Here is a 20,557-nt window from a genome sequence, read left to right on the forward strand (position 1 = left end):
CGTCCGGCCACGGCAGGTCCATGTCGGGGGGGGCGAGCGCCCGCCCCGCCGCCGTCACGCTCCGGGCGGCGCGACCGGCCAGCTCGGCGGCCTCCGCCAGCTCCGCGCCGTCCAGCGCGTCGCCGAGCAGGGTCCGGTACGTCCGGTCCACCGCCCTGAGCCTGGCCCGCAGCACGTCGGCGGGGGAGGCGGTCTCCCAGGCGGCGGGGACGTGCTCGGCGACCATGCCGGGGCTGAAGCTGTAGCACGCGGAGGCGGCCGAACGGGCGCCCACGGCCCCGAGCGGGGCGAGCCGGTAGGCGAAGTACGCGGGCCAGCGCGACTCGACGTCGTAGCCGAGCGCCGCCGCCTCCTCGAACGCCTCCGGCGAGAAGTACACGATCGCGTGGACGGGCTCAAGCTGGTGCCACATGCTGCGGGCAAGCTTCGACATGCCGAAATCCTCACTGTCTAGTTAAGGTATGACGGTGACGATAGAGGCGTGGCGCATCACTGGTCAATCCCAAATAGACAGTTATGTCGGGCGATGGGTGGAGCTGGCGGCCGTCCTGGTGAACACCTTCGTGATCACCCAGGCCCGGGGCCGCCCCGCCGAGCGGCCCGACGACGACGCCGCGCGCCTGGCCGCAGTCGCCGAGGCCGCAGGACCCGGCCACGGGCAGGTCCCCGCCGACGCCGCCGCGCTGGCCGCCGTCGCCGCCGAACTGCACCCGGCGTTCACCGCCGACCCCGGCGCGGTCGCCGGGCTGAACGCGATGCTCGTGCGGCACGGCGCCGTTCCCTGCCTGTACGGGGACCCGCCCATGCTGGGCTTCCACGCCCGCGACGCCGCGCCGGTCGACGCCTGGGCCGCCAGCACGGGCACCGCCCTCGCCATGGTCATCGGCGTCGGCCAGGGCCTGCGGCTGCGCTCGTGCGAGGCGGCCGGCTGCGACCTGGTCTTCTACGACGTCACCCGCAACGCCTCACGCCGGTTCTGCGGCCTGTCATGCCAGAACCGCGCCAAGGCCACCGCCTACCGGGCCCGCCGCCGCGCCTGAGGCCGCCTCGGCGGGAGCGCCCGCCGCCGTACGCCGTCACCCACGCCCCGACATGGCCGGGATCCTGCCGCCGATCGCGGACGGAAGCCTGCCGCGATCCCTCCTAGCGTCGGCGGCGCAACGGAAGGAGAACTCTCATGACCATTCTCGTCTCGGGCGCCACAGGCAACGTCGGCCGCCCGCTGGTCGAGCAGCTGCTGGCCGCCGGGCACCCGGTGCGGGCCCTCACCCGGGACCCGGCGAAGGCCGGGCTGCCGGCGGGCGTGGAGGTGGTGGCCGGGAACCTGGCCGACACCGGCGGTCTCGCCGACGCGTTCGCCGGCGTCACCGCCGTTCACCTGATCAGCTTCGACGCCTCCGACTACCGGCCGCTGGCGAACGGCCCCGAGCTGGTGGACCTGGCGCTCCGCTCGGGCGTGCGCAGGGTGACGGTGCTGAAGGGCGGCGTGGGCAAGAGCCCGCTGGAGGAGGCGATCGAGGCCGGCGGGCTGGAGTGGACGTACCTGGCGCCGGTGGAGTTCATGTCGAACGCGCTGGAGTGGGCCGGGCCGATCGCCGCCGAGGGGGTGGTGCGTGACGGGTTCGCCGAGTCCAGGAGCGCGATGGTGCACGAGGCGGACATCGCGGCCGTGGCCGCCGCCGCGCTGACCGGCGACGGCCACGCGGGCCAGGAGTACTGGCTGACCGGTCCGCAGGCGCTGACGCCGCCGGACAAGGTGCGCGTGATCGGCGAGGTGCTGGGCCGCGAGCTGCGCTTCGTCGAGCTGAGCCGTGACGAGATGGTGGAGCGGTGGCGCGCCGAGGGCTACTCGGACGACGACGTGGACTTCTTCCTCATGGTGCGCACCGACCCGCCCGTGGCCGGCTCCACGGTGCTGCCCACGGTCGAGGAGGTCACGGGCCGCCCGGCCAGGACGTTCGCGCAGTGGGTGGGCGAGCACGCCGCCGCCTTCGCCCCGCAGCGGTAGGCGAACAAGGAGGAGGGGCGCGCACCCGGCCGCGCCCCTCTATACGCCGATATTTCGCCCTTTACAAGTTCTTGTCATGCAATGAAACGAGTGTTACCTCTTGCGGAGGCGCGTGGCACACGCGCCTTCTGGCGTGCAGGAGGACAACGGTGTCAGCAAAACCCTGGTTACGCAGCACTCTTCTGGTCGTCGCCCTGACGGCCTCGGCCCTGCCCCTGGCAGGCGCCGCCCACGGTGAGCCCGGCGGAACCGGTCAGCCCGGCGCGCAGGCCGCCGAGGTCCACGACTTCCAGGGCGAGAGCCACGGCAAGCCCGACCTGGACAACCGGCGGGGCACGGTCCCGCCGCCCGCCGGGGTCGCCCGCAGCGCGGCGGCGGACGGCGTCCGCTGGAACGCGCTCGGCACCCCGGCCGTCGTGACCGGCGCCGAACCGCTGGCCGAAGGGCTCGGCGCGGACCCCGAACAGGCCGCGCGCGCGTACCTGAAGGCCAACGAGGCGCTCTTCGGCCTGTCCGGCGCGTCCGTGGACGCGCTCGAACGCGTCGCGGTCAACCCCATCGGCGAGGGCCACGCCGTGCTGCTGCGGCAGCGGTTCGGCGACCTGCCGGCCGGTGTGGACGGCATGGTGGCCGTGGGCGTCTCCGGCGGGAAGATCCGTCATGTCACCTCGTCGCTGTCGCGCGACACGGCCGCGCCGCCCGCCGCGGCGATCAGCGAGCAGCAGGCGCTGGAGATCGCCGCCCGGGACGGCGGCATCGACCTGGCCAAGGCCACCACCAAGAAGGTCACCAAGGTGGCCGTGCCCGCGGCCGACGGCGTGCACAGCGCCTACCAGGTCGTCCTGATCGGCGGCGACCCGGAGGAGGCCGCCGCGTACACCACGCACGTGGACGCCGTCAGCGGCGCCGTCCTCGTCCGGGAGAACCTGGTCGACCACCACGCCGACCCGGACAACCCGAGCTGGGCGGCGTTCCCGGCGAATCCGCCCGCCGACTACTCCTCCGCCGACACCCGCGACATCTGGTGCCACGCGGCGGGCCCCGGCTGCGACTACGTCGTCGGCGGCGACCCGGCCACCGGCAAGGCGTGGGACGTCGACCACGCCACCGGCACGCCGACCGGCACCAGCAAGGGCAACGCGGCGCACACGTTCGAGAACCGGGCCAGCGGCGACCCGTTCACCGTCGGCACCCGCTCCAACGTGGCCACGCCCGGCCGCGACTACGTCTACCCGTGGCGCAACACCTGGTACGAGGCCAAGTGCGACCCGGCGGTGTTCGACCAGCCGGGCGAGAACGACCTCGAGGCGTCCATCGCCAACCTGCACGCCATGCACAACCGCATGCACGACTGGTCCTACCGGCTCGGCTTCACCGAGACCGCGTGGAACATGCAGGACGACAACGGCGAGCGCGGCGGGCTCGGCGGCGACCCCGAGCTGGGCAACGCCCAGGCCGGGGCCCGGGTGCTGAGCGTGCGCGACAACGCCAACCAGATCACCGGCCCCGACGGGGTCGCGCCGATCACGAACATGTACCTGTGGCAGCCGATCGCCGGCGCCTTCTACGCGCCCTGCGTGGACGGCGACTACGACATGTCGGTCATCGGGCACGAGTACAGCCACGCGATCTCCGGCCGCATGATCGGCGGCCCGAACGCCGGCTGGAGCGGCGCCCAGGCCGGGGCCATGAACGAGAGCACCTCCGACCTGTTCGCCATGGAGTACCTGTTCGAGTACGGGTTCCGTCCGCGCGGCGACACCCCGTACGTCACCGGCGGGTACGTCACCGGCGACGCCACGCGCGGCATCCGCAACTACGACATGTCGAAGTCGCCGCTCAACTACAGCGACGTCGCCTACGACATCGTCGGCCAGCAGGTGCACGCCGACGGCGAGATCTGGACCGCCACCCAGTACGACGTGCGCGCCGCGTTCGTCAAGCGCTACGGCAAGGGCAGCGCCGGGCAGCAGAAGGCGTGCGCCGACGGCCGGACCCCGGTCGAGCGCTGCCCGGGCAACCGGCGCTGGGCGCAGCTGTCGTTCGACGCGCTGCTGCTCATGGCGTCCGGCGCGGTCAGCTACGTCGACCACCGTGACGCGCTGCTGGCCGCCGACACCATCCGGTTCGGCGGCAAGAACCACGACATCATGTGGCGCGCGTTCGCCGAGCACGGCCTGGGCGAGGGCGCGTCCAGCAACGGGCCGAACGACCCCGACCCGGTGCCCAGCTTCGCCGACCCCGAGGGCAAGAACGGCAAGCTGCGGCTCAAGCCGCTCGGCGAGGCGAAGGACGCGGCGTTGCGGCTCTACGTCGGCGACTACGAGGCCCGCGCGGTCCCGGTCGCCGACACCGATCCGGCCACCGAGCTGGGCGACACCGTCACGATGACGCCCGGCGTCTACGACTTCGTGGTCGCCGGTGCCGGGTTCGGGCACCGGCGGCTGAAGTTCGTCGTGGTCGGCGGCGTGACGCTGCCGCTCCCGCTGCCGCTGACCCGCAACCACGCCTCCGCGTCCGCCGGCGCCGCCGCCACCGGCGACGGCGTCAACCACGCCAAGCTGATCGACGAGACCGAGGCGACGAACTGGGCCTCGCTGACCGGCGCCCCGGCGGGCAAAGCGGTCACGGTGGACCTGGCGGGCGACGAGCCCGTCAAGATCCGCCGGGTCCAGGTGAGCGCGATGCTCAGGCCCAACGTCGGCGACCCCGCCGACCCGGGCGGCCAGAACCGGTTCTCCGCGCTGCGCTCCTTCGAGGTGCTCGCCTGCCAGCAGGACTGCGCGGACCCGGCGAACTTCACGAAGATCTACACCAGCCCCGCGGACGCGTTCCGGACCGCGCTGCCGCGGCCCCGGGGCGCCGATCTGCTCATCGAGTCGTTCCGGGTGCCCGCCACGACGGCGACGCACCTGATGCTCCGCACGCTCACCACCCAGTGCACCGGCAACCCGCTCTACGCCGGCGAGCAGGACGCCGATCCCAACTCCGCGACGGACTGCGCCACGGCCAGCCCGCAGCGGGACCAGGTGCGGGCCGCCGAGTTCCAGGCGTACTCGTACTAGAGAACCCAGGGGGTGAGGCCCGCGCGGGCCTCACCCCGTCCGGCTCAGCCCAGTGCGTCAGCCCAGTGCGGACCGGACCGCCTCCTCCGTGCGGGCGATCACCGTGGGGCCGTCCTCGGCCGTGATGATGGGCCGCTGGAGGAGGATCGGGTTCGCCGCCAGCGCCGCGACCCAGCGGTCGCGGCTGCCGGCGTCGCGCGGCCAGTCGTCCAGGCCCAGCTCCGCCGCGCGGGGCTCGCCGGTGCGGGTGATGTCCCACGGTTCGAGGCCCAGCCGGGCCAGCACCTGCCGGATCTCGCCCTCCGTGGGCGGGTCGTCCAGGTAGCGGCGCACGGTGTACGCGGCCCGCTCCGCGTCCAGCACCGACAGCGCGGAACGGCACTTCGAGCAGGCGGGGTTGATCCAGATCTCCATGCCGGAATCATCCCCCGGCCGCGGCCACCGCGGTGAGCAGGACGAGCACCAGCGTGGCGACGGCGAACACGCCGTGCGCGACGACGACGGCCACCGGGATGGCCGCCTCGGGCTCCGCCGTGCCGCGCGCCGGGATCCACCGGGCCAGCAGGACGAAGCCGAGCAGCGCCACCGGGACCAGGATGACGAGCGCCGCCCAGGCCAGCGCCGTCGCGCCGGTCACCAGGTAGGCGATCCAGACGACGAGGCCGGCGGCGGCCAGCAGGAAGTGGCCGGAGACGACGGGGACGGGGAAGCGGCCGGAGGCGCCGCCGCGACGGCGCGAGAGCCAGCGCCCCAGCATGAAGAACCCGCCGAGCGCGGTGACGACCCAGGTGACGAGCGCTGTGGTGCTCATGGTGTCCTACTCCTTCTCACGATTGCTCCTCGTCACGATTGACGGAAGCCTTCGGCCTGCGTGACCTCGTCGGCCACCCGGACGCCGTACCGGTAGGCGAGCCTGCCGCCCAGGGTCCCCGCCGCCAGCCCGGCCAGCCCGGCCGCCGACAGCGCGAGCTGGCCCGCGCCCACCGCGTCACCGGGCAGACGCCACGCCCACGCCGCCCCGAACACGGCGGTGACGGTCAGGGTCAGCCCCATGTGCGCCAGCGCCGTGCGGTAGGCCGCGGTGCCGGGCTCGATGGCCAGGAAGTCGAGGAACCCGAACGCGGCCGCCGCCAGGGCGCCGATCACGCCGATCGCGATCAGCCAGAGCGCTCCCTTCGCCAGGAACCCCGCGTCACCGGTCACGAGCGAGGCCAGGTCGAAGACCAGGCTCGTCACCCATGCGCCGATCGGCACGGTCACCAGCATCGGATGCAGCGGATGCCCGTACGGCCCCGCGAGCGGCGTCGAGGGACGCTTGGCCCGGAACAGCGGACTGGACATGGCCCACCTCCTATTTCACCAACGAGTTTTAGTGAAACTCCGCGCACCCGTCAATAGGCTGGGATTGACGTACAGGAATGGGTGTTATTCTCGGATTGTGAGCCAACCCTCGCTTGACGCCGTCGCGGCGCTCGGCGACGACCTGCGCCGCCGCATGTACGACTTCATCCGCCGCGCCGGGACGCCCGTGACCCGCGACGAGGCCGCCGCCAGCGTCGGCATCTCCCGCAAGCTCGCCGCCTTCCACCTCGACAAGCTCGTCGACGTCGGCCTGCTCACCGCCCGCTACGCGCAGCCGTCCGGCGCCCGCCGCGTCGGCCGCGCCCCCAAGGTCTACGAGCCCGCCGGGCTCGACGTGCGCGTCAGCATCCCGCAGCGCGAGCACGGCCTGCTCGCCGCCATCCTCCTGGAGGCCGTACGGGCCCAGGCCCCCGGCGAGCCGGGCCGCGACGCTGCGCTCCGCGTCGCCGGGCTGCGCGGCCGGGCACTCGGCGAGGCCGAACGCGACCGGCTCAAACCCGGCCGTCTCGGCGCCGAACGGGCGCTCACCTGCGCCGCGCAGACCCTCGAAAGCCACGGCTTCGAGCCCGACCGCGTCACGCCGACGCTCATGCGGCTGCGCAACTGCCCGTTCCACCCGCTGGCCGCCGAGGACCCCGACCTGGTGTGCGCGATCAACCACGCGTTCCTGGCCGCGTTCCTCGACGGGCTCGGCGCCTCCGCCGTCGACGCCGCCCTGCGCCCCCGCGAGGGCGCCTGCTGCGTGGAGCTCGGCGCGGCCCCGCCCGCGGGCTGACGCCCGGGTTGGGTAGGTTGGCCCGTCATGGAGGTACGCCCGAGCCACGCCCCGCCCGCCCTCGTCTCCGCCCTCACGGCGGCCGTCCTCATGGCCGCCGCCGCAGGCTGCGGAGCCGAACCACGCACGGCGCCCCGGGCCGACCCGTCATCGGCCTCCCCGCAGCCGCAGCAGTCGGCCTCGGCATCAGCGTCGGCTTCGGCATCGGCGAGCCCGTCGGGGGATCCGGCCGCGCTCGACCTCCCCGACCCGGACGAGCCCATCCCGGGCGACGCCGCCGAGCTCGCCAAGGCCCTGAAACGGACCAGCGCCGCGCTCGCCGACGCCGTCGACGCCTGGGACGGCGACGGCGAGCCGCCCCGCGACGTCGAACTGCTCGCCCTCCACCAGCAGCGCATCTACCGCCACACCGCCCGCCACCCCAAGCTCGCCGCTCGCGCCTTCGCCCGCCTGCCCGCCCGGCTCGCCGCCGAGGCCAGGGACAACACCGCCGCCATCCGCGAACTGCTCTCCCTCGCCCACCCCGTCAAGGGCACCGGCGTCATCAAGGTCCGCCCCGCCCGGCCCGCGAGCGAGCTGCGCGGCTACTTCAAGAAGGCCGAGCGGCGCTTCGGCGTGGAGTGGGAAGTGCTGGCGGCGGTGATGTTCGCCGAGACGAAGTTCGGCAGGGTCCGCTCCGCCAGCCACGTCGGCGCCCAGGGCCCGATGCAGTTCATGCCCGCGACCTGGAAGGCGTACGGGATGGGCGGCGACATCCAGGACACCCGCGACGCCGTCATGGCGGCGGCCAACTACCTGCGCGCCACCGGCGCGCCCCGCGACTACCAGCGGGCGCTGCACGCCTACAACCCGTCGCAGGCGTACGTGGACGCGATCCTGCTGCACGCCAAGCAGATCAAACGCGACCCGCGCAACTACCTGGTCTACTACAACTGGCAGGTGTACGTGATCACCACCAAGGGCGAACGACGCATCACCGGCCCCTGACCAGCAGTGCCGCCGGTCAGTACCCCTGGTCAGTGCCGCAAGTCAGTGCCCGTGGCCGTGGCCCACGAAGGCGCCCGACGGGCGGCCCGGGGGCACGAGCAGGAGCGACACCGCCGCCGCCACCAGCGCGGCAACCGCGACGGCCGTCAGCGCGGTGGCGAACCCCGACACGTCACCGCCCGGAGCGAGCGCCGCGGCAGCCGCCGACGACACCAGCGCGACGCCGATCGACCCGCCCAGCTCGTGGAACGTGTTCACCACCCCGGACGCCACACCGGACTCGGCAGGGGAGACGTTCGCCATCGTCGTGCTCGTCGCCGTCACGAACGCCGGGCCGATCCCGAACGCCGCCACCACGAACCCCGGCAGCAACGTCGTGAACACGTTCCCGTCGGCGGACACCTGCGCCATCAGCCCGGCCCCGGCGGCGGTCAGCGCGAACGCCGCCACGGCGACCGGCCGGCCGCCGATCCGCCCCACCAGCCGGCCCGCCACGTGCGCGCCCGCCGTGATGGCCACCGCCACCGGCAGGAACACCAGCCCCGTCTCCAGCGGGCTGAACCCGCGGACATGCTGCAGGTAGAGCGAGCTGAGGAAGAACAGGCCCAGCATCGACGCCGTGGCCATCAGCATCACGAACATCCCCGACAGCACCGGCCGCCGGGCCAGCGTCTCGGCCCGCATCAGCGGCGCCCGCACCTTCCGCTCCACGACCACGAACGCCGCATACCCGGCCACGGCGGCGGCCAGCACCCATAGCGTCCCCGCCGAGCCCCAGCCCACCTCCCCGGCCCTGGTCAGCCCGTAGATCAGCAGCCCGGTGGCCCCGGTGACCACCAGCCCCCCGACCACGTCCACCCGGCCTCGACCCCCACCGTGCGCCCCATGCGCGGTGTGCCCGCCGTGCGTGCCGTGCCCGTGCCCGTGGGCAGCCCCGGCGTGGGTGCCGGCCGTGCTGTGCGCGGCGTGGTGTGCCGGGGCGGGGGCGCGTACGGGGAGGCGGGAGGGGAGGATCGCGAGGACGGCCAGGCCGATGGGGACGTTCACGTAGAACGCCCAGGTCCAGCCGGGCCCGGCGGTGAGGAGGCCGCCGAGCAGGACGCCGGCGGCGGCGCCGGAGCCGCCGATGGCGGCCCACACGGCGAGGGCGCGGTTGCGCCGGTCGCCGTGGTAGGCGGTGGTGATGATCGACAGGGCGGCGGGGGAGAGCAGGGCGGCCCCGACCCCCTGGAGGGCGCGCCCGGCGATGAGGGCGGGCCCGTTCGGCGCAAGGCCGGCGGCCAGGGAGGCGACGGTGAAGAGCGCCAGCCCGGCGACGAGCAGGCGGCGGGCGCCGAAGGCGTCGGCGAGCCGCCCGCCGAGCACCATGAGCCCGCCGAAGCAGAGCGTGTAGGTGGTGACGACCCAGGTGAGCGCCTCCCGGTCGAGCGCCAGGTCGGCGCCGATGCTCGGCAGGGCGACCTGCACCACGGTGATGTCGACGATCAGCATGAACTGCGCCAGGCAGAGCAGCGCGAGCACGCTCCACCTGACGGGGTTTTGGACATTCATCGCCCGGACTCCTAACCTGAACACGTGTGTACGAGTTGCAGGACACCATACCCCCGTACCCCTTGTCCAGCCGGAGTCGCGTCAGGCGGCGCGGAAGGCCCCCAGCAGGGTCGCGCTCAGCACGGCGGCGGCGTCGGCCCGGTCGAGGCGGCCGGACTCGATCTCCTGGGCGGCCGTGTGCAGCAGGCTGAAGAACGTGCTGACCAGCCACGACACCGGCAGATCGGTGCGGAAGGCGCCCTCGTCGCGGCCCCGGGCGATGAGCCGTTCGACCCGGGCGAGCGGCTGGTCGTGCCACTCGCGGATGCGTTCGGTCGACAGGGCGCGGTCGGCGGCGACGAGCAGCCGCCGGTGCCGGTCGAGCACCTCCCAGGAGGACGCGACGAGCCGCGTGAGCGCCTCGGCCGCCGGGAGGTCGTCGAGCGGCTCGGCCGCCAGCGTGGCCTCGGCCTGGCTCATGGCGTGCGCGAACACGGCGTCGACGAGCGATTCGCGGGAGGGGAAGTGGCCGTAGAGCGTCACCCGTCCCACGCCCGCGGCCTTGGCGATGTCGGCCACGCTGGCCGCCGGGTCGGCGCTCAGCGCGCGGAGCGCGGCGTGCAGGATGGCCGCGATGTTGCGCTCGGCGTCGGCCCGCCGCTGCGGCGCGGGCGCTGTGGTGGTTCGTCGCTGGGTGGTCGCCATGTCATCGAGCTTAGGAGCGTCCCGGCCCCGTAACGGCTGCGGGGAATACCGGCAGGGGGTATGTTGTCATCTACGGGGACGACGGAAAGGAACGGGGCGATGGCCGGATACACGGGCAACAAGGGAGACCACCTGCGGCGGCTGCGCCGGGCCGAGGGCCAGGTGCGCGGGCTGCAGCGGATGGTCGAGGACGACAAGTACTGCATCGACATCCTGACCCAGGTGTCGGCGGCCACCAGCGCGCTGCAGTCCTTCGCGCTCTCGCTGCTGGAGGAGCACCTGGCCCACTGTGTGGCCGAGGCGACGCTCAAGGGCGGCCCCGAGGCCGAGGCCAAGGTGAAGGAGGCCTCCGACGCGATCGCCCGCCTCGTCAGGTCCTGACGCGGCGGCCCGGGGCGGGGAGGAGCTCAGCGGCGGTCGTGCGGCACCACCATCGGGCTGGCCGTGCGCGGGTCGGGCACGATGTCGCACGGCAGCCCGTACACGTCGGCGACCAGCTCGGACGTCAGCACCTCCGCCGGCGGCCCCTGCGTGACCACCCGCCCCTCGCGCATCACGACCAGGTGGGAGGCGAATCGGGCGGCCTGGTTGAGGTCGTGCAGCACGGCCACGATCGTCCGGCCCTCGCCGTGCAGCTCCCGGCACAGCTCCAGCAGCTCATACTGGTGGGCGATGTCGAGGAACGTGGTCGGCTCGTCGAGCAGCAGCAGGTCGGTCTGCTGGGCGAGCACCATGGCCACCCAGGCGCGCTGCCGCTGGCCGCCCGACAGCTCGGTGGCCCGCACGTGGGCGAGGTCGTGCAGCGCGGTGCGCTCCAGCGCGAACTCGATCGCGGCGTCGTCGCCGGGCGACCACTGGCGCAGCAGCGTGTGGTGCGGGTAACGGCCGCGCCGGACCAGGTCGCGCACGGTGATGCCGTCGGGCGCGACCGGGTTCTGCGGCAGCAGCGCGACGTGCCGGGCGGCCTGCCTGCCCCGGTACGACCACAGGTCCCTGCCGTGGAGCAGCACCTGCCCCCGGTCGGGCTTGCGCACCCGGGCCAGCGACTTGAGCAGCGTCGACTTGCCGCAGCCGTTCGGCCCGATGATCACGCTGAGCTCGCCGTCCGGGATGTCCAGGCTGACGTCGCGCACGACGGGGTCGCCGCCGTAGGAGATCGTGACGTCCCGGACGCCCAGCCCCGAAGTGCTCACAGTGTTCCCTTCCGCCATTCACGGGTCAGCAGGTAGCCGAGGTAGAGGCCGCCGACGGCCATCGTGTAGACGCCGACCGGCAGGTTGCCCGGGAGGGGCAGCTGCTGGGCGGCCAGGTCGGCGAGCACCAGCAGCAGCGTGCCGACGAGCGCCGACAGCAGCAGGTGGGGGCCGGGGCCGCCGGTCAGGCGGCGGGCGATCTGCGGTGCGGTGAGCGCGATGAACGCGATCGGCCCGGCGACGGCGACGGCGGCGGCCGACAGCACGACCGACAGCGTCACGGCGGCGGTCCTGGTGGGGCCGGGCTCCGCGCCGAGCCCGGCGGCCAGCTCGTCGCCCAGCTCCGTCATGTCCAGGCGGCGGGCCAGCAGCGCCACGAGCGGCGCGCACACCAGCACCACCAGCCAGATCGTGACCGCGTGGTCCCAGGACCGGGCCGACAGGCTGCCGTTGAGGTAGGCCATGAGCACGGTCGCCTTGTCCCGTTCGACGGCGTAGACGACGTACTGGGTGAGGGCCACGGAGATCGCCGAGACGCCGATCCCGGCCACGATGAGGCGGCCCGGGTTCTGGAACCCCGTCCCGGTGGAGACGTACACGACGGCCATGGCGAGCACGGCGCCCGCGAGCGCGCCGAGCGGCACCGGCAGCAGGCCGGGCAGGAACAGCGCGGCGGACGCGGCGCCCGCGCCCGCGCCGGCGGAGACGCCGATCACGTCCGGGCTGCCGAGCGGGTTGCGCGTCACGGTCTGGAACAGCGCGCCCGACAGGCCCAGCGCGGCCCCGGTGCCGATGCCCACGACCAGGCGCGGCCCGCGCAGCCGGCCCAGCACGAACGCCGCCTTGCCCTCGGCCCCGCCGAACAGCGCCTGCGGCAGGTCGGCGACGGGGATGCCGAGCCGTCCCAGTGACAGGGTGGCGACGGCGGCCACGGCGACGAGCGCCACGACCGCGGCGGCGGCGACGGCGCCGGCCCGCCCGACGGGGACGGCGATCACCCGTCCGATCCTGACGACCGTCATGCGTTGCCCTTCATCCTGCGTACGGCCAGCAGCAGCGCGGGGGCGCCGACGAACGCGGTGACGACGCCGACCATCAGCTCCTGCGGGCGCAGCACCAGCCGGCCCGCGACGTCGGCGAGCAGCAGCAGGGCCGGGCCGACGATCGCGGAGAACACGATCTGGGCGCGGAAGCCCACGCCGGCCAGCGCCCGCACGATGTGCGGCACGGCCAGGCCGACGAAGCCGATCGGGCCGACGGCCGCGGTCGCCGCCGCGCACAGCAGCGTCGAGGCCAGCAGCCCGCCGGCCCGCATGGCGGCGGGGCTGGTGCCGAGGGCGGCCGCGGTCTCGTCACCGAGCGCGAGCGCGTTCAGCCCCGGCGCGATCAGCACCGCGACGAGCAGGCCGAGCCCCGCCAGCGGCAGCACCGACAGCAGCACGTCGAAGTCCCGGCCGCCGAGCGCGCCCACCACCCAGTAGCGGTAGCTGTCGAAGACGCGCGGCAGCCCGAGCGTCACGGCCTGCACGTACGCGGTGAGGACGGCGGTGACGACGGCGCCCGCCAGGACCAGCCGCACCAGCCCGGCCCCCGACCCGGCCGACCCGATGACGTGCACGAGCAGCCCGGCGAGCAGCGCGCCCGGCAGCGCCCACCACACCGCGCCCCACTGCCCCGACACGCCGAGGAACGCGGTGGCGGACACGATGCCCGCCGACGCGCCCGCGGTGATGCCGAGCAGGCTGGGGTCGGCCAGCGGGTTGCGGGTGATGCCCTGCATGAGCGTCCCGGCGACGGCCAGGCAGAGCCCGGCGAGCAGGCCGAGCGCGGTGCGCGGGTAGCGGCTCTCGATCACCGTGGTCGTGTTGGCGTCGGCGGTGCCGTCGAGCACGGCCAGCACGTCGCCGATCGAGGTGGGATGGCTGCCGAACGCGACGCTGGCGAGCACGGCGAACGCCAGCACGGCCAGCGAGGCGAGCAGGAAGAACAGCGGCCGGGCGACGCGGGCGCGGGTGCTCCCCGGGCCCGCGCCGCCCGGCGCGGTGCGTGCTGTGAGCGTCATGTGGGGGTGGTCGTCATGTGGGGGCGGGCGTCCTCAACCGGTACGGGTTACTTGTCCAGCTTGGCGACGGCCTCGTCGATCAGCGGCAGGTAGCGGTCGATCACCCACGGCACGGTCAGCGGGTTGATGATCGACGACGCGGTGACGAACGGGGTGTCGTCGCTGGCCACCACGGCGCCGCGCTTGACCGCCGGGATCGCCGCGTACAGCTTCTGCGCCTCGATCTCCTTGCGGGTCTTCTCGTCGGTGTAGAAGGTGAAGACCAGGTCGCTCTTGGCGAGCTTCTGGGCGTTCTCCAGGCCGATCAGCGCCGAGTCGGTGCCCTCGGTCTCCTTGAAGGTGTCGACCACCGGGTCCACGGTGAGGCCGAGCGAGGAGACCATCTCCACCCGCTGCTCCTCGGGCTTGAACACGCCGAGCGTGCCGGGGCCGGAGGTGTAGATGTAGGAGAAGGTGACGTCCTTGTACTGCGGGCGGGTGGCCGCGGCGTCGGCGAGCTGCTTCTTGACCGAGGCGATCAGCTTGGGGGCCTCGGCGGGCTTGCCCAGTGCCTTGGCGACGATCTCGATCTGCTGGTCCCAGTTGGTGCTCCACGCCAGGTCCGGGTAGGCCACGGTCGGCGCGATGTCCTTGAGGATGTCGTACTGCTCCTGCGTGATGCCGGACCACGGGGCCAGGATGACGTCCGGGTCGAGCTCGACGATCGTGTCGAAGTCGATGTTCTCGCCGCCGGCGAACTGCTTGGGCAGGGTGCCGCCGGCCTTGGTCACGGCCTCGTGGATCCACGGCAGGTAGCCGGTCTTGTCGCTGCCCCACGGGTAGCTCTCGATGCCGACGGGGGTGTGGCCGAGCGCGATCGCGGTCTCCGCCGAGCCCTGGCCGAGGGTGACGACCCGCTGCGGCTGCTCGGTGATCGTCGCCTGGCCGAGCGCGCTGTCGATCGTCACCGGGAAGGCGCCGGCGGTGTCCCCGCCGCCGACGCTCCCGGTCGGGGCGGGCGCGGCGGCCGGCGGCTCGGTGGAGCCGCAGCCGGTGACGACCAGCAGGGCCGCGGACAACAGGAGCGCGGACACGCGCACCCGGGGGAGCCTGAACTGCATGAATGTTCCTTGTTCCGTGGACGCGCGCGGCCACGTCCACATCACGGAGGAAAGGTGGGGCCAGCGCGGGTCACCAACTGACCTTCAACACTTAGGCAAGCCTAACCTACTGTCCGCTTCGTCATCAAACGGGGGTCTTGCGGGTGACGATCTCGTCGATCCGGGCCTGCTGGCTCTCGGCGATCTCCTCGGCGAGCTCGGCCGTCTCCCGGTGCGCCCCCTCGGCCTCCACGGTCTCGGCCATCCGCACGCCGGCCTCCAGATGATCCACGATCACCGGCAGCCACTTGCGGTCGAACGCCTCGCCCGAGGTGCGCGCCAGCTCGGCGACCTGCTCGGGCGGCAGCATGCCGGGCATGGCGTGCGCGGAGCCGTGGTCCTCGGGCACGGCCCGCCCCCACACGCGCAGCCAGGAGGCCATCAGGTCGATCTCCGCCTGCTCCCCCTCGGCCAGCGACTCGCCGAGCTCGCGCACGTACGTGTCGCGGGTGCGCTCGGCGGCCAGCTTCGCCAGCGCGATCGTCTGCCGGTGATGGGGGATCATCTCCTGGGAGAAGCGCACGTCGGCTTCCGTGTACCCCGCCTGCGGGGCGGGCGCGCCCGCGGCCGGCGAGCAGCCGGCCGCGAGCGCCACGACCGCCGCGACCCGGACGAGAACGGCCTTCAGCATCATGACCTCCAGGGGCTTTGCAGGAGGTACGCACGCGGACGCCGCCCGGTTCGGCCCCTCAGCCGTTCAACGCGGAGTGGCGGCGGCTGTAGGCGAAGTAGATGACCAGCCCGATCGCGAACCAGACGGCGAAGCGCAGCCAGGTCATCGGGTCCAGGAAGGTGATCAGCCACAGGGAGAAGACGACCCCGATGGCCGGCACCACGGGCATCCCCGGCGTGCGGAACTGGCGGGGCAGGTCCGGCTGCCGGTAGCGCAGCACGATCACCGCCACGCACACCACCACGAACGCCAGCAGGATGCCGATGTTGGTCAGCTCGGCCGCCTCCCGGATCGGCAGGAACCCGGCGATCACCGCCGAGGCGGCGCCCACGATCCAGGTGACCCGCGACGGCACCCGCCGTACCGGGTGCACCTTGGCGAACCACAGCGGCAGCAGCCCGTCGCGGCTCATCGAGAACCAGACCCGCGTCACCCCCAGCATGAAGGTGAACATGACGGTCAGGATGCCGACGATCGCCCCCACCGCGATCACCGTCGCCAGCCCGGACAGCCCGACCGCCGCGAACGCCGAGGAGAAGCCGCTCTCGGGGTCGATGTCGCGGTAGTTCTGCATGCCGGTGAGCACCAGGGTCGCCAGCACGTACAGGATCATGGAGATGACGAGCGAGTAGATGATCGCCTTGGGCATGTGGCGCTGCGCGTCGCGCGACTCCTCGGCGGCGGTGCTCATCGCGTCGTAGCCGAACACGGCGAAGAACACCGTGGCCGCGCCGGTGATCGCGCCGCCGATGCCGAACGGGAAGAACGGCGAGTAGTTGGCCGTGTTGATGTGGAAGAACCCGACCGCGATGACCAGCAGCACCACGGCGACCTTGATGACGACCACGATGGTCTCGAACCGGGCGGCGGTGCGGATGCCGAGGTTCAGCATGAAGGCGATGAGCAGGCAGAGCAGCACCGCGAACAGGTCGACGACGTGACCCTCGCCGGTGCCGGGGGCGCCCAGCATCCAGGCGGGCAGCCCGAACCCCAACTGCTGCACCAGAAACCCGAAATATCCGGATATGCCGATGCCGACGACCGCCACGATCGCCGTGTACTCCAGCAGCAGGTCCCACCCGATCAGCCAGCCCACCAGCTCGCCCAGCACCGCGTAGCCGTAGGTGTAGGCCGACCCGGCCTTCGGGATCATCCCCGCGAACTCCGCGTACGAGAACGCCGCCGCCGCGCTGGCCACCCCCGCGATCAGGAACGACACCAGCACGGCGGGCCCCGCCGTCTGGTTGGCGACCGCGCCGGCCAGCGCGAAGATGCCCGCGCCGATGATGCCGCCGATGCCGATCGCGGTGAGCTGCCACAGCCCGAGCGAGCGCGACAGCTCGCCCTCGTGCTCCTCCGCGATCTGCTCCACCGGCTTGCGGCGGAAGATGCCGCGAGAAGAAGCCATGCCAGCCCCCCGACCAGCCAGATGTGTCCTGGATCACTCCATTCCCAGGTAGGGGGGCGCTATGCGGCTACACGTACCCCTTGTCGAGCACCGCCCGCGTGTCGCGGGTGATGCGGGCGGCCAGCTCGGGGGAGAGCGGCGTGCGCGGCGGGCGGCACGGCCCGCCCCTGCGCCCGGCCAGGTCCATCGACAGCTTGATGGACTGCACGAACTCCGTCTTGGAGTCCCAGCGCAGCAGCGGGTGCAGGTCGCGGTAGATCGGCAGCGCCCTGGCCAGGTCCGCCGGGTCGCCGGAGGTGGCCAGCCGGTACAGCTCGACCGTGGCCTTCGGGATCATGTTCGGGTAGCCCGCGATCCAGCCGGCCGCCCCGGCGATGCCCACCTCCAGCAGCACGTCGTCGGAGCCGATCAGCACGTCCAGGCCCGGGGCCAGCTCGGCGATCTCGTAGGCGCGGCGCACGTCGCCGGTGAACTCCTTGACCCCGACGATCAGCCCCTCCCGGTACAGCTCGGCCAGCAGCTCCGGGGTCAGGTCGACCTTGGTGTCGATCGGGTTGTTGTACGCGACGACCGGCAGCCCGGCCCTGGCCACCTCCCGGTAGTGGCCGACGACGGCCTCCCGGTCGGCGCGGTAGGCGTTGGGCGGCAGCAGCAGCACCGACGAGGCGCCCGCCTCGGCCGCCTGCTCGGCCCACCGCCTGGCCTCGGCCGCGCCGTAGGCCGCCACGCCGGGCATCACGTGGAAGCCCTCGGGGGCGGCCTCGACGGCGGTGCGCACCACGCGGGCCCGCTCCTCGGGGGTCAGCGTCTGGTACTCGCCCAGCGAGCCGTTCGGGCAGACGCCGTCGCAGCCGCCCTCGGCCAGGAAGCGCACGTGCTCGGCGTATCCGTCGTAGTCGACCGACAGGTCGTCGTGGAAGGGCAGCGCGGTCGCGACGTGCACGCCGTGCCAGACGGGGGTGGTCATGCCTTCTCCTTGTGGTCGCTCATCCAGGTCTCCAGGCCGCCCGCGTCCAGGGGCAGCGCCGAGGAGAGGTTCTCCATGCCGTCGGCCGTGACGAGCAGGTCGTCCTCGATCCGCACGCCGACGCCGCGCAGCTCCGGCGGGACGGTCAGGTCGTGCGCGTGGAAGTACAGGCCGGGCTCGACCGTGAGCACCATGCCGGGCGCCATCGCCGCGCCGTGGTAGGCCTCGGGCCGGGACTTGGCGCAGTCGTGCACGTCCAGGCCCAGGTGGTGGCCGATGCCGCAGACGAGCCAGCGGCGGTGGTGCTGCCCCTGCTCCGACAGGGCCTCGTCGACCGACACCGGCAGCAGCCCCCAGTCGTCCAGCCCGCGCGCGATGACCTCCATGGCGGCGTGGTGGAAGTCGGTGAACCGGCGGCCGGGCGCCACCGCGGCCAGGCCCGCCCGGTGCGCCTTCTCCACCAGGTCGTGCACCCGCCGCTGGGTCTCGGTGAAGCGGCCGGAGGCGGGGAAGGTGCGGGTGACGTCGGCGGTGTAGTGGGCGCGCGTCTCCACGCCCATGTCGAGCAGCAGCAGCTCGTCCGGCAGCACCGGCCCGTCGCAGCGCACCCAGTGCAGCGTGGGGGCGTGCGCGCCGCTGCCGACGATCGTGGCGTAGCCGGGGCCGTTGCCGTGCGTGCGGGCGTAGCGGTCGAAGGTGCCCTGCAGCCAGCGCTCCCCGCCGCCCGCGACCGCCGCCGGGATCTCGCCGACGACGGCGGCGAATCCCTCCACGGTACGGTCCACCGCCTCGCGGAGCCGGTCCACCTCCCACTCGTCCTTGATCATGCGGAGCTCGGCGAGCACCCGCCTGACCTCGTCGGACGGCGGCTGCGGCTCGCCGTCGAGCTCGGCCAGGGGCCGCACCTCGACGCCCAGGGCCGCGGCCCACTCCGCAAGGGACGGCGACGGGCCCACCCACAGCTCGCCGTAGGCGGCGTCGGTGAAGAACTCCGGCTCACCGGGACCCGCCGGGGGCGGCAGGTAGAGCGTGCAGCCGCCGCCGGACACCACGGCCACGGCGTTCTCCACCGCGCACCCGGTCAGCCAGAAGAAGTCGCTGTCCACGCGGAAGTCGTAGAACGTGTCGTTGCTGCGCACCGGCGCCCGCCCGGCGGGCACCGTCACGCTCTGGCCGGGCAGCGCGGCGGCCAGCCGGGCCCGGTGCGCGGCGGCGGCCTCGGCCGCGCCTGCGACCACCGGCGGCGTGCGGCGGGGCGAGTCCCAGCCCTTCGCCATGTGCTCGGTGAACGCCGGGATCTCTGAGAGTCTGGGCAGCTTGCCGTCACCCACCGGTGATTCCTCCTCCTTGTTCGGCGACGAGCTCCGTCAGCCTGACGAACACCCGCTCGTCGCCGATGCCGTCGTGCTCGTACTCGTTGGTGACCCAGGCCCGCGCGTTGCCGACGCGGGAGGCGGTGTCCAGTTGCAGGCCGGAGTCCACGTACATGTCGTCGAAGTAGACGGCGGCGGCCAGCGGCACCTCGTTGGCGGCCAGCCGGTCGAGGTCGTAGAGCGGCGGCCAGTCCGCGCGCCCGGCGAGCAGCTCGACGGCGCCCCGGAACGGGCGCAGGGCGCGGATCTCCTCGAACATCCAGGGGTAGATCATCTCCCCGGTGAACAGCAGCGGCCTGGCCGTCTCCGCGAACTCCGGACGCCGGGCGCGCTCCGCCTCGGCCGCCCACGCGGTCGCGCCGGGGCCGTGCCCGTAGATGCTCTCCTGGAGCGCGGCGAACAGCGGGTTGTCGGCGTAGGACGAGCGGGCCAGCACCTGGTGCAGGAACGTCTCCGGCAGCCCGGCGGCCTCGTCGAGCAGCCAGTGCATGCGCTCGAAGCCGGGCTTCATGCCGAAGTCGAGGCCGAGCGACTGCAGCCGCCGCACGGTGAGCGTGTCGCCGTCGGGCAGCCGCACGTCGCCCTCGGCCAGCCGGTCGGCCAGCCGCGCGGCGGTCTCGGCGTGGTGCGGGTAGCGGCGGTAGAACGCGGCGTTCTTGGCCGCGACCCGGGGATAGGTGCGGCGGTAGACCTCGGCGGCGTCCGGCTCCAGCGCGGGCAGCCCGCCCGCCACGTAGCAGGCGCTCAGCCCCTCGGGGGCGCGCGAGAGGTACGTGAGCGTGAGGAAGCCGCCGTAGCTCTGGCCCAGCGTCGACCAGCGCCGGCCGCCGAAGACGGTCGTGCGCAGGTGCTCGGCGTCGGCCACGATCGAGTCGGCCCGGAAGAGCGCGAGGCGGGCGGCGCCCTCCTCGGCGGTGAGGCCGCTCATCAGCCGGCCGTCGATCCGGGAGCTGCGGCCGGTGCCGCGCTGGTCCAGCAGGATCACCCGGTGGGTCCTCAGCGCGTGGCCGAGCCAGCCGTCGCGGCTGGTCGGGCGCGGGCCTTTGCCGCCCGGCCCGCCCTGGAGGTAGAGCAGGCACGGCAGGTCCTCGCGGTCGCGGACCGGGTCGGCCAGCTCGCGGGCGAACACGGTGATCGTGCCCCGGTCCGGGGCCGACCAGTCGAGCGGCACCGCCACCTCGTGGTCGCGCACCCGCATCCCGGGGATCGTGTAAGTGGCGGTGATCAACCTTCTCCTTCGCGGGGATCGCCGGGCTCAGTAATGTGTGGCATTGCACTGGCACCCTAAATGTCGGGAAGCCCGTTGCCAA

21 protein-coding genes are annotated in these 20,557 nt (G+C 73.4%); 6 read left to right on the plus strand and 15 right to left on the minus strand.

Going from position 1 to position 20,557, the window contains the following annotated elements:
• Positions 1-433, minus strand: a 433-nt coding sequence (locus KME80_RS36075; protein WP_443681639.1) for an SCO6745 family protein, incomplete at its 3' end; no start/stop codon positions are given.
• A 28-nt stretch (positions 434-461) separates the two neighbouring features.
• On the opposite strand from KME80_RS36075, the gene KME80_RS36080 reads away from it, so the two are divergent.
• The 3 genes from KME80_RS36080 to KME80_RS36090 all read left to right on the plus strand — a co-directional run bounded on the left by KME80_RS36080 (position 462) and on the right by KME80_RS36090 (position 5,073).
• Positions 462-1,040 carry a CGNR zinc finger domain-containing protein gene (locus KME80_RS36080; protein WP_219511530.1) on the plus strand — a complete coding sequence of 193 codons (579 nt, stop codon included), beginning with the start codon at positions 462-464 and terminating at the stop codon, positions 1,038-1,040.
• 137 nt (positions 1,041-1,177) lie between these two features.
• A complete protein-coding gene (locus KME80_RS36085) occupies positions 1,178-2,008 on the plus strand; it encodes an NAD(P)H-binding protein (RefSeq protein ID WP_219511534.1) in 831 nt (276 codons plus the stop codon).
• A gap of 149 nt (positions 2,009-2,157) precedes the next feature.
• On the plus strand, positions 2,158-5,073 hold the full coding sequence (locus KME80_RS36090) for a M36 family metallopeptidase (RefSeq protein ID WP_308126072.1): 2,916 nt from the start codon (positions 2,158-2,160) through the stop codon (positions 5,071-5,073).
• Between the two features lie 57 nt (positions 5,074-5,130).
• On the opposite strand, the gene KME80_RS36095 is transcribed toward KME80_RS36090, so the two are convergent.
• Genes KME80_RS36095 through KME80_RS36105 form a run of 3 tightly spaced genes read right to left on the minus strand, consistent with a single transcriptional unit; the run spans position 5,131 to position 6,414 of the window.
• On the minus strand, positions 5,131-5,487 hold the full coding sequence (locus tag KME80_RS36095) for an ArsC/Spx/MgsR family protein (RefSeq protein WP_219511535.1): 357 nt from the start codon (positions 5,485-5,487) through the stop codon (positions 5,131-5,133).
• A 7-nt stretch (positions 5,488-5,494) separates the two neighbouring features.
• Positions 5,495-5,884 (minus strand): hypothetical protein, encoded by a 390-nt coding sequence (locus KME80_RS36100; protein WP_219511537.1) that lies wholly within the window; start codon positions 5,882-5,884, stop codon positions 5,495-5,497.
• A gap of 32 nt (positions 5,885-5,916) precedes the next feature.
• Positions 5,917-6,414 carry a DUF2231 domain-containing protein gene (locus tag KME80_RS36105; RefSeq protein ID WP_219511538.1) on the minus strand — a complete coding sequence of 166 codons (498 nt, stop codon included), beginning with the start codon at positions 6,412-6,414 and terminating at the stop codon, positions 5,917-5,919.
• Positions 6,415-6,511: 97 nt separating this feature from the next.
• Here KME80_RS36105 and KME80_RS36110 point away from each other — a divergent pair, with 97 nt between their 5' ends.
• Both KME80_RS36110 and KME80_RS36115 read left to right on the plus strand, forming a co-directional pair.
• Positions 6,512-7,210 carry a helix-turn-helix transcriptional regulator gene (locus KME80_RS36110; RefSeq protein WP_219511539.1) on the plus strand — a complete coding sequence of 233 codons (699 nt, stop codon included), beginning with the start codon at positions 6,512-6,514 and terminating at the stop codon, positions 7,208-7,210.
• A gap of 27 nt (positions 7,211-7,237) precedes the next feature.
• Entirely contained in the window at positions 7,238-8,197 is a 960-nt protein-coding gene (locus KME80_RS36115) for a lytic transglycosylase domain-containing protein (RefSeq protein ID WP_219511540.1), read from the plus strand.
• A gap of 42 nt (positions 8,198-8,239) precedes the next feature.
• On the opposite strand, the gene KME80_RS36120 is transcribed toward KME80_RS36115, so the two are convergent.
• On the minus strand, positions 8,240-9,748 hold the full coding sequence (locus KME80_RS36120) for an MFS transporter (RefSeq protein WP_219511541.1): 1,509 nt from the start codon (positions 9,746-9,748) through the stop codon (positions 8,240-8,242).
• Between the two features lie 81 nt (positions 9,749-9,829).
• Positions 9,830-10,432 (minus strand): TetR/AcrR family transcriptional regulator, encoded by a 603-nt coding sequence (locus tag KME80_RS36125; protein WP_219511543.1) that lies wholly within the window; start codon positions 10,430-10,432, stop codon positions 9,830-9,832.
• Positions 10,433-10,531: 99 nt separating this feature from the next.
• On the opposite strand from KME80_RS36125, the gene KME80_RS36130 reads away from it, so the two are divergent.
• Entirely contained in the window at positions 10,532-10,813 is a 282-nt protein-coding gene (locus KME80_RS36130; RefSeq protein WP_219511544.1) for a metal-sensitive transcriptional regulator, read from the plus strand.
• Between the two features lie 26 nt (positions 10,814-10,839).
• Here KME80_RS36130 and KME80_RS36135 read toward each other — a convergent pair whose 3' ends face one another.
• The 9 genes from KME80_RS36135 to KME80_RS36175 all read right to left on the minus strand — a co-directional run bounded on the left by KME80_RS36135 (position 10,840) and on the right by KME80_RS36175 (position 20,475).
• Complete coding sequence (locus tag KME80_RS36135; RefSeq protein ID WP_219511546.1) at positions 10,840-11,643, minus strand: ABC transporter ATP-binding protein; 804 nt, start codon at positions 11,641-11,643, stop codon at positions 10,840-10,842.
• A complete protein-coding gene (locus tag KME80_RS36140; RefSeq protein WP_219511549.1) occupies positions 11,622-12,647 on the minus strand; it encodes a FecCD family ABC transporter permease in 1,026 nt (341 codons plus the stop codon). Before KME80_RS36140 ends, KME80_RS36135 begins: the two co-directional genes overlap by 22 nt.
• Positions 12,644-13,687, minus strand: a complete 1,044-nt coding sequence (locus tag KME80_RS36145) for a FecCD family ABC transporter permease (protein ID WP_219511550.1) — start codon at positions 13,685-13,687, stop codon at positions 12,644-12,646. Before KME80_RS36145 ends, KME80_RS36140 begins: the two co-directional genes overlap by 4 nt.
• Positions 13,688-13,734: 47 nt before the next feature.
• Positions 13,735-14,787, minus strand: coding sequence for an iron-siderophore ABC transporter substrate-binding protein (locus KME80_RS36150; RefSeq protein WP_219511551.1), 1,053 nt, complete (start codon positions 14,785-14,787; stop codon positions 13,735-13,737).
• 124 nt (positions 14,788-14,911) lie between these two features.
• On the minus strand, positions 14,912-15,460 hold the full coding sequence (locus KME80_RS36155) for a DUF305 domain-containing protein (protein WP_219511552.1): 549 nt from the start codon (positions 15,458-15,460) through the stop codon (positions 14,912-14,914).
• 55 nt (positions 15,461-15,515) lie between these two features.
• Positions 15,516-16,907: an amino acid permease gene (locus tag KME80_RS36160; protein ID WP_219511553.1), complete on the minus strand. Its 1,392-nt coding sequence runs from the start codon at positions 16,905-16,907 to the stop codon at positions 15,516-15,518.
• Between the two features lie 67 nt (positions 16,908-16,974).
• Positions 16,975-17,874, minus strand: a complete 900-nt coding sequence (locus KME80_RS36165) for a dihydrodipicolinate synthase family protein (protein ID WP_219511554.1) — start codon at positions 17,872-17,874, stop codon at positions 16,975-16,977.
• Positions 17,871-19,205: an aminopeptidase P family protein gene (locus KME80_RS36170; protein ID WP_308126073.1), complete on the minus strand. Its 1,335-nt coding sequence runs from the start codon at positions 19,203-19,205 to the stop codon at positions 17,871-17,873. The genes KME80_RS36165 and KME80_RS36170 overlap by 4 nt, the downstream gene beginning before the upstream one ends.
• Complete coding sequence (locus tag KME80_RS36175) at positions 19,198-20,475, minus strand: alpha/beta fold hydrolase (protein WP_246646340.1); 1,278 nt, start codon at positions 20,473-20,475, stop codon at positions 19,198-19,200. The genes KME80_RS36170 and KME80_RS36175 overlap by 8 nt, the downstream gene beginning before the upstream one ends.
• Positions 20,476-20,557 lie beyond the last annotated feature (82 nt).

Source organism: Nonomuraea ceibae (assembly GCF_019396325.1).
Taxonomy (GTDB): Bacteria; Actinomycetota; Actinomycetes; order Streptosporangiales; family Streptosporangiaceae; genus Nonomuraea; species Nonomuraea ceibae.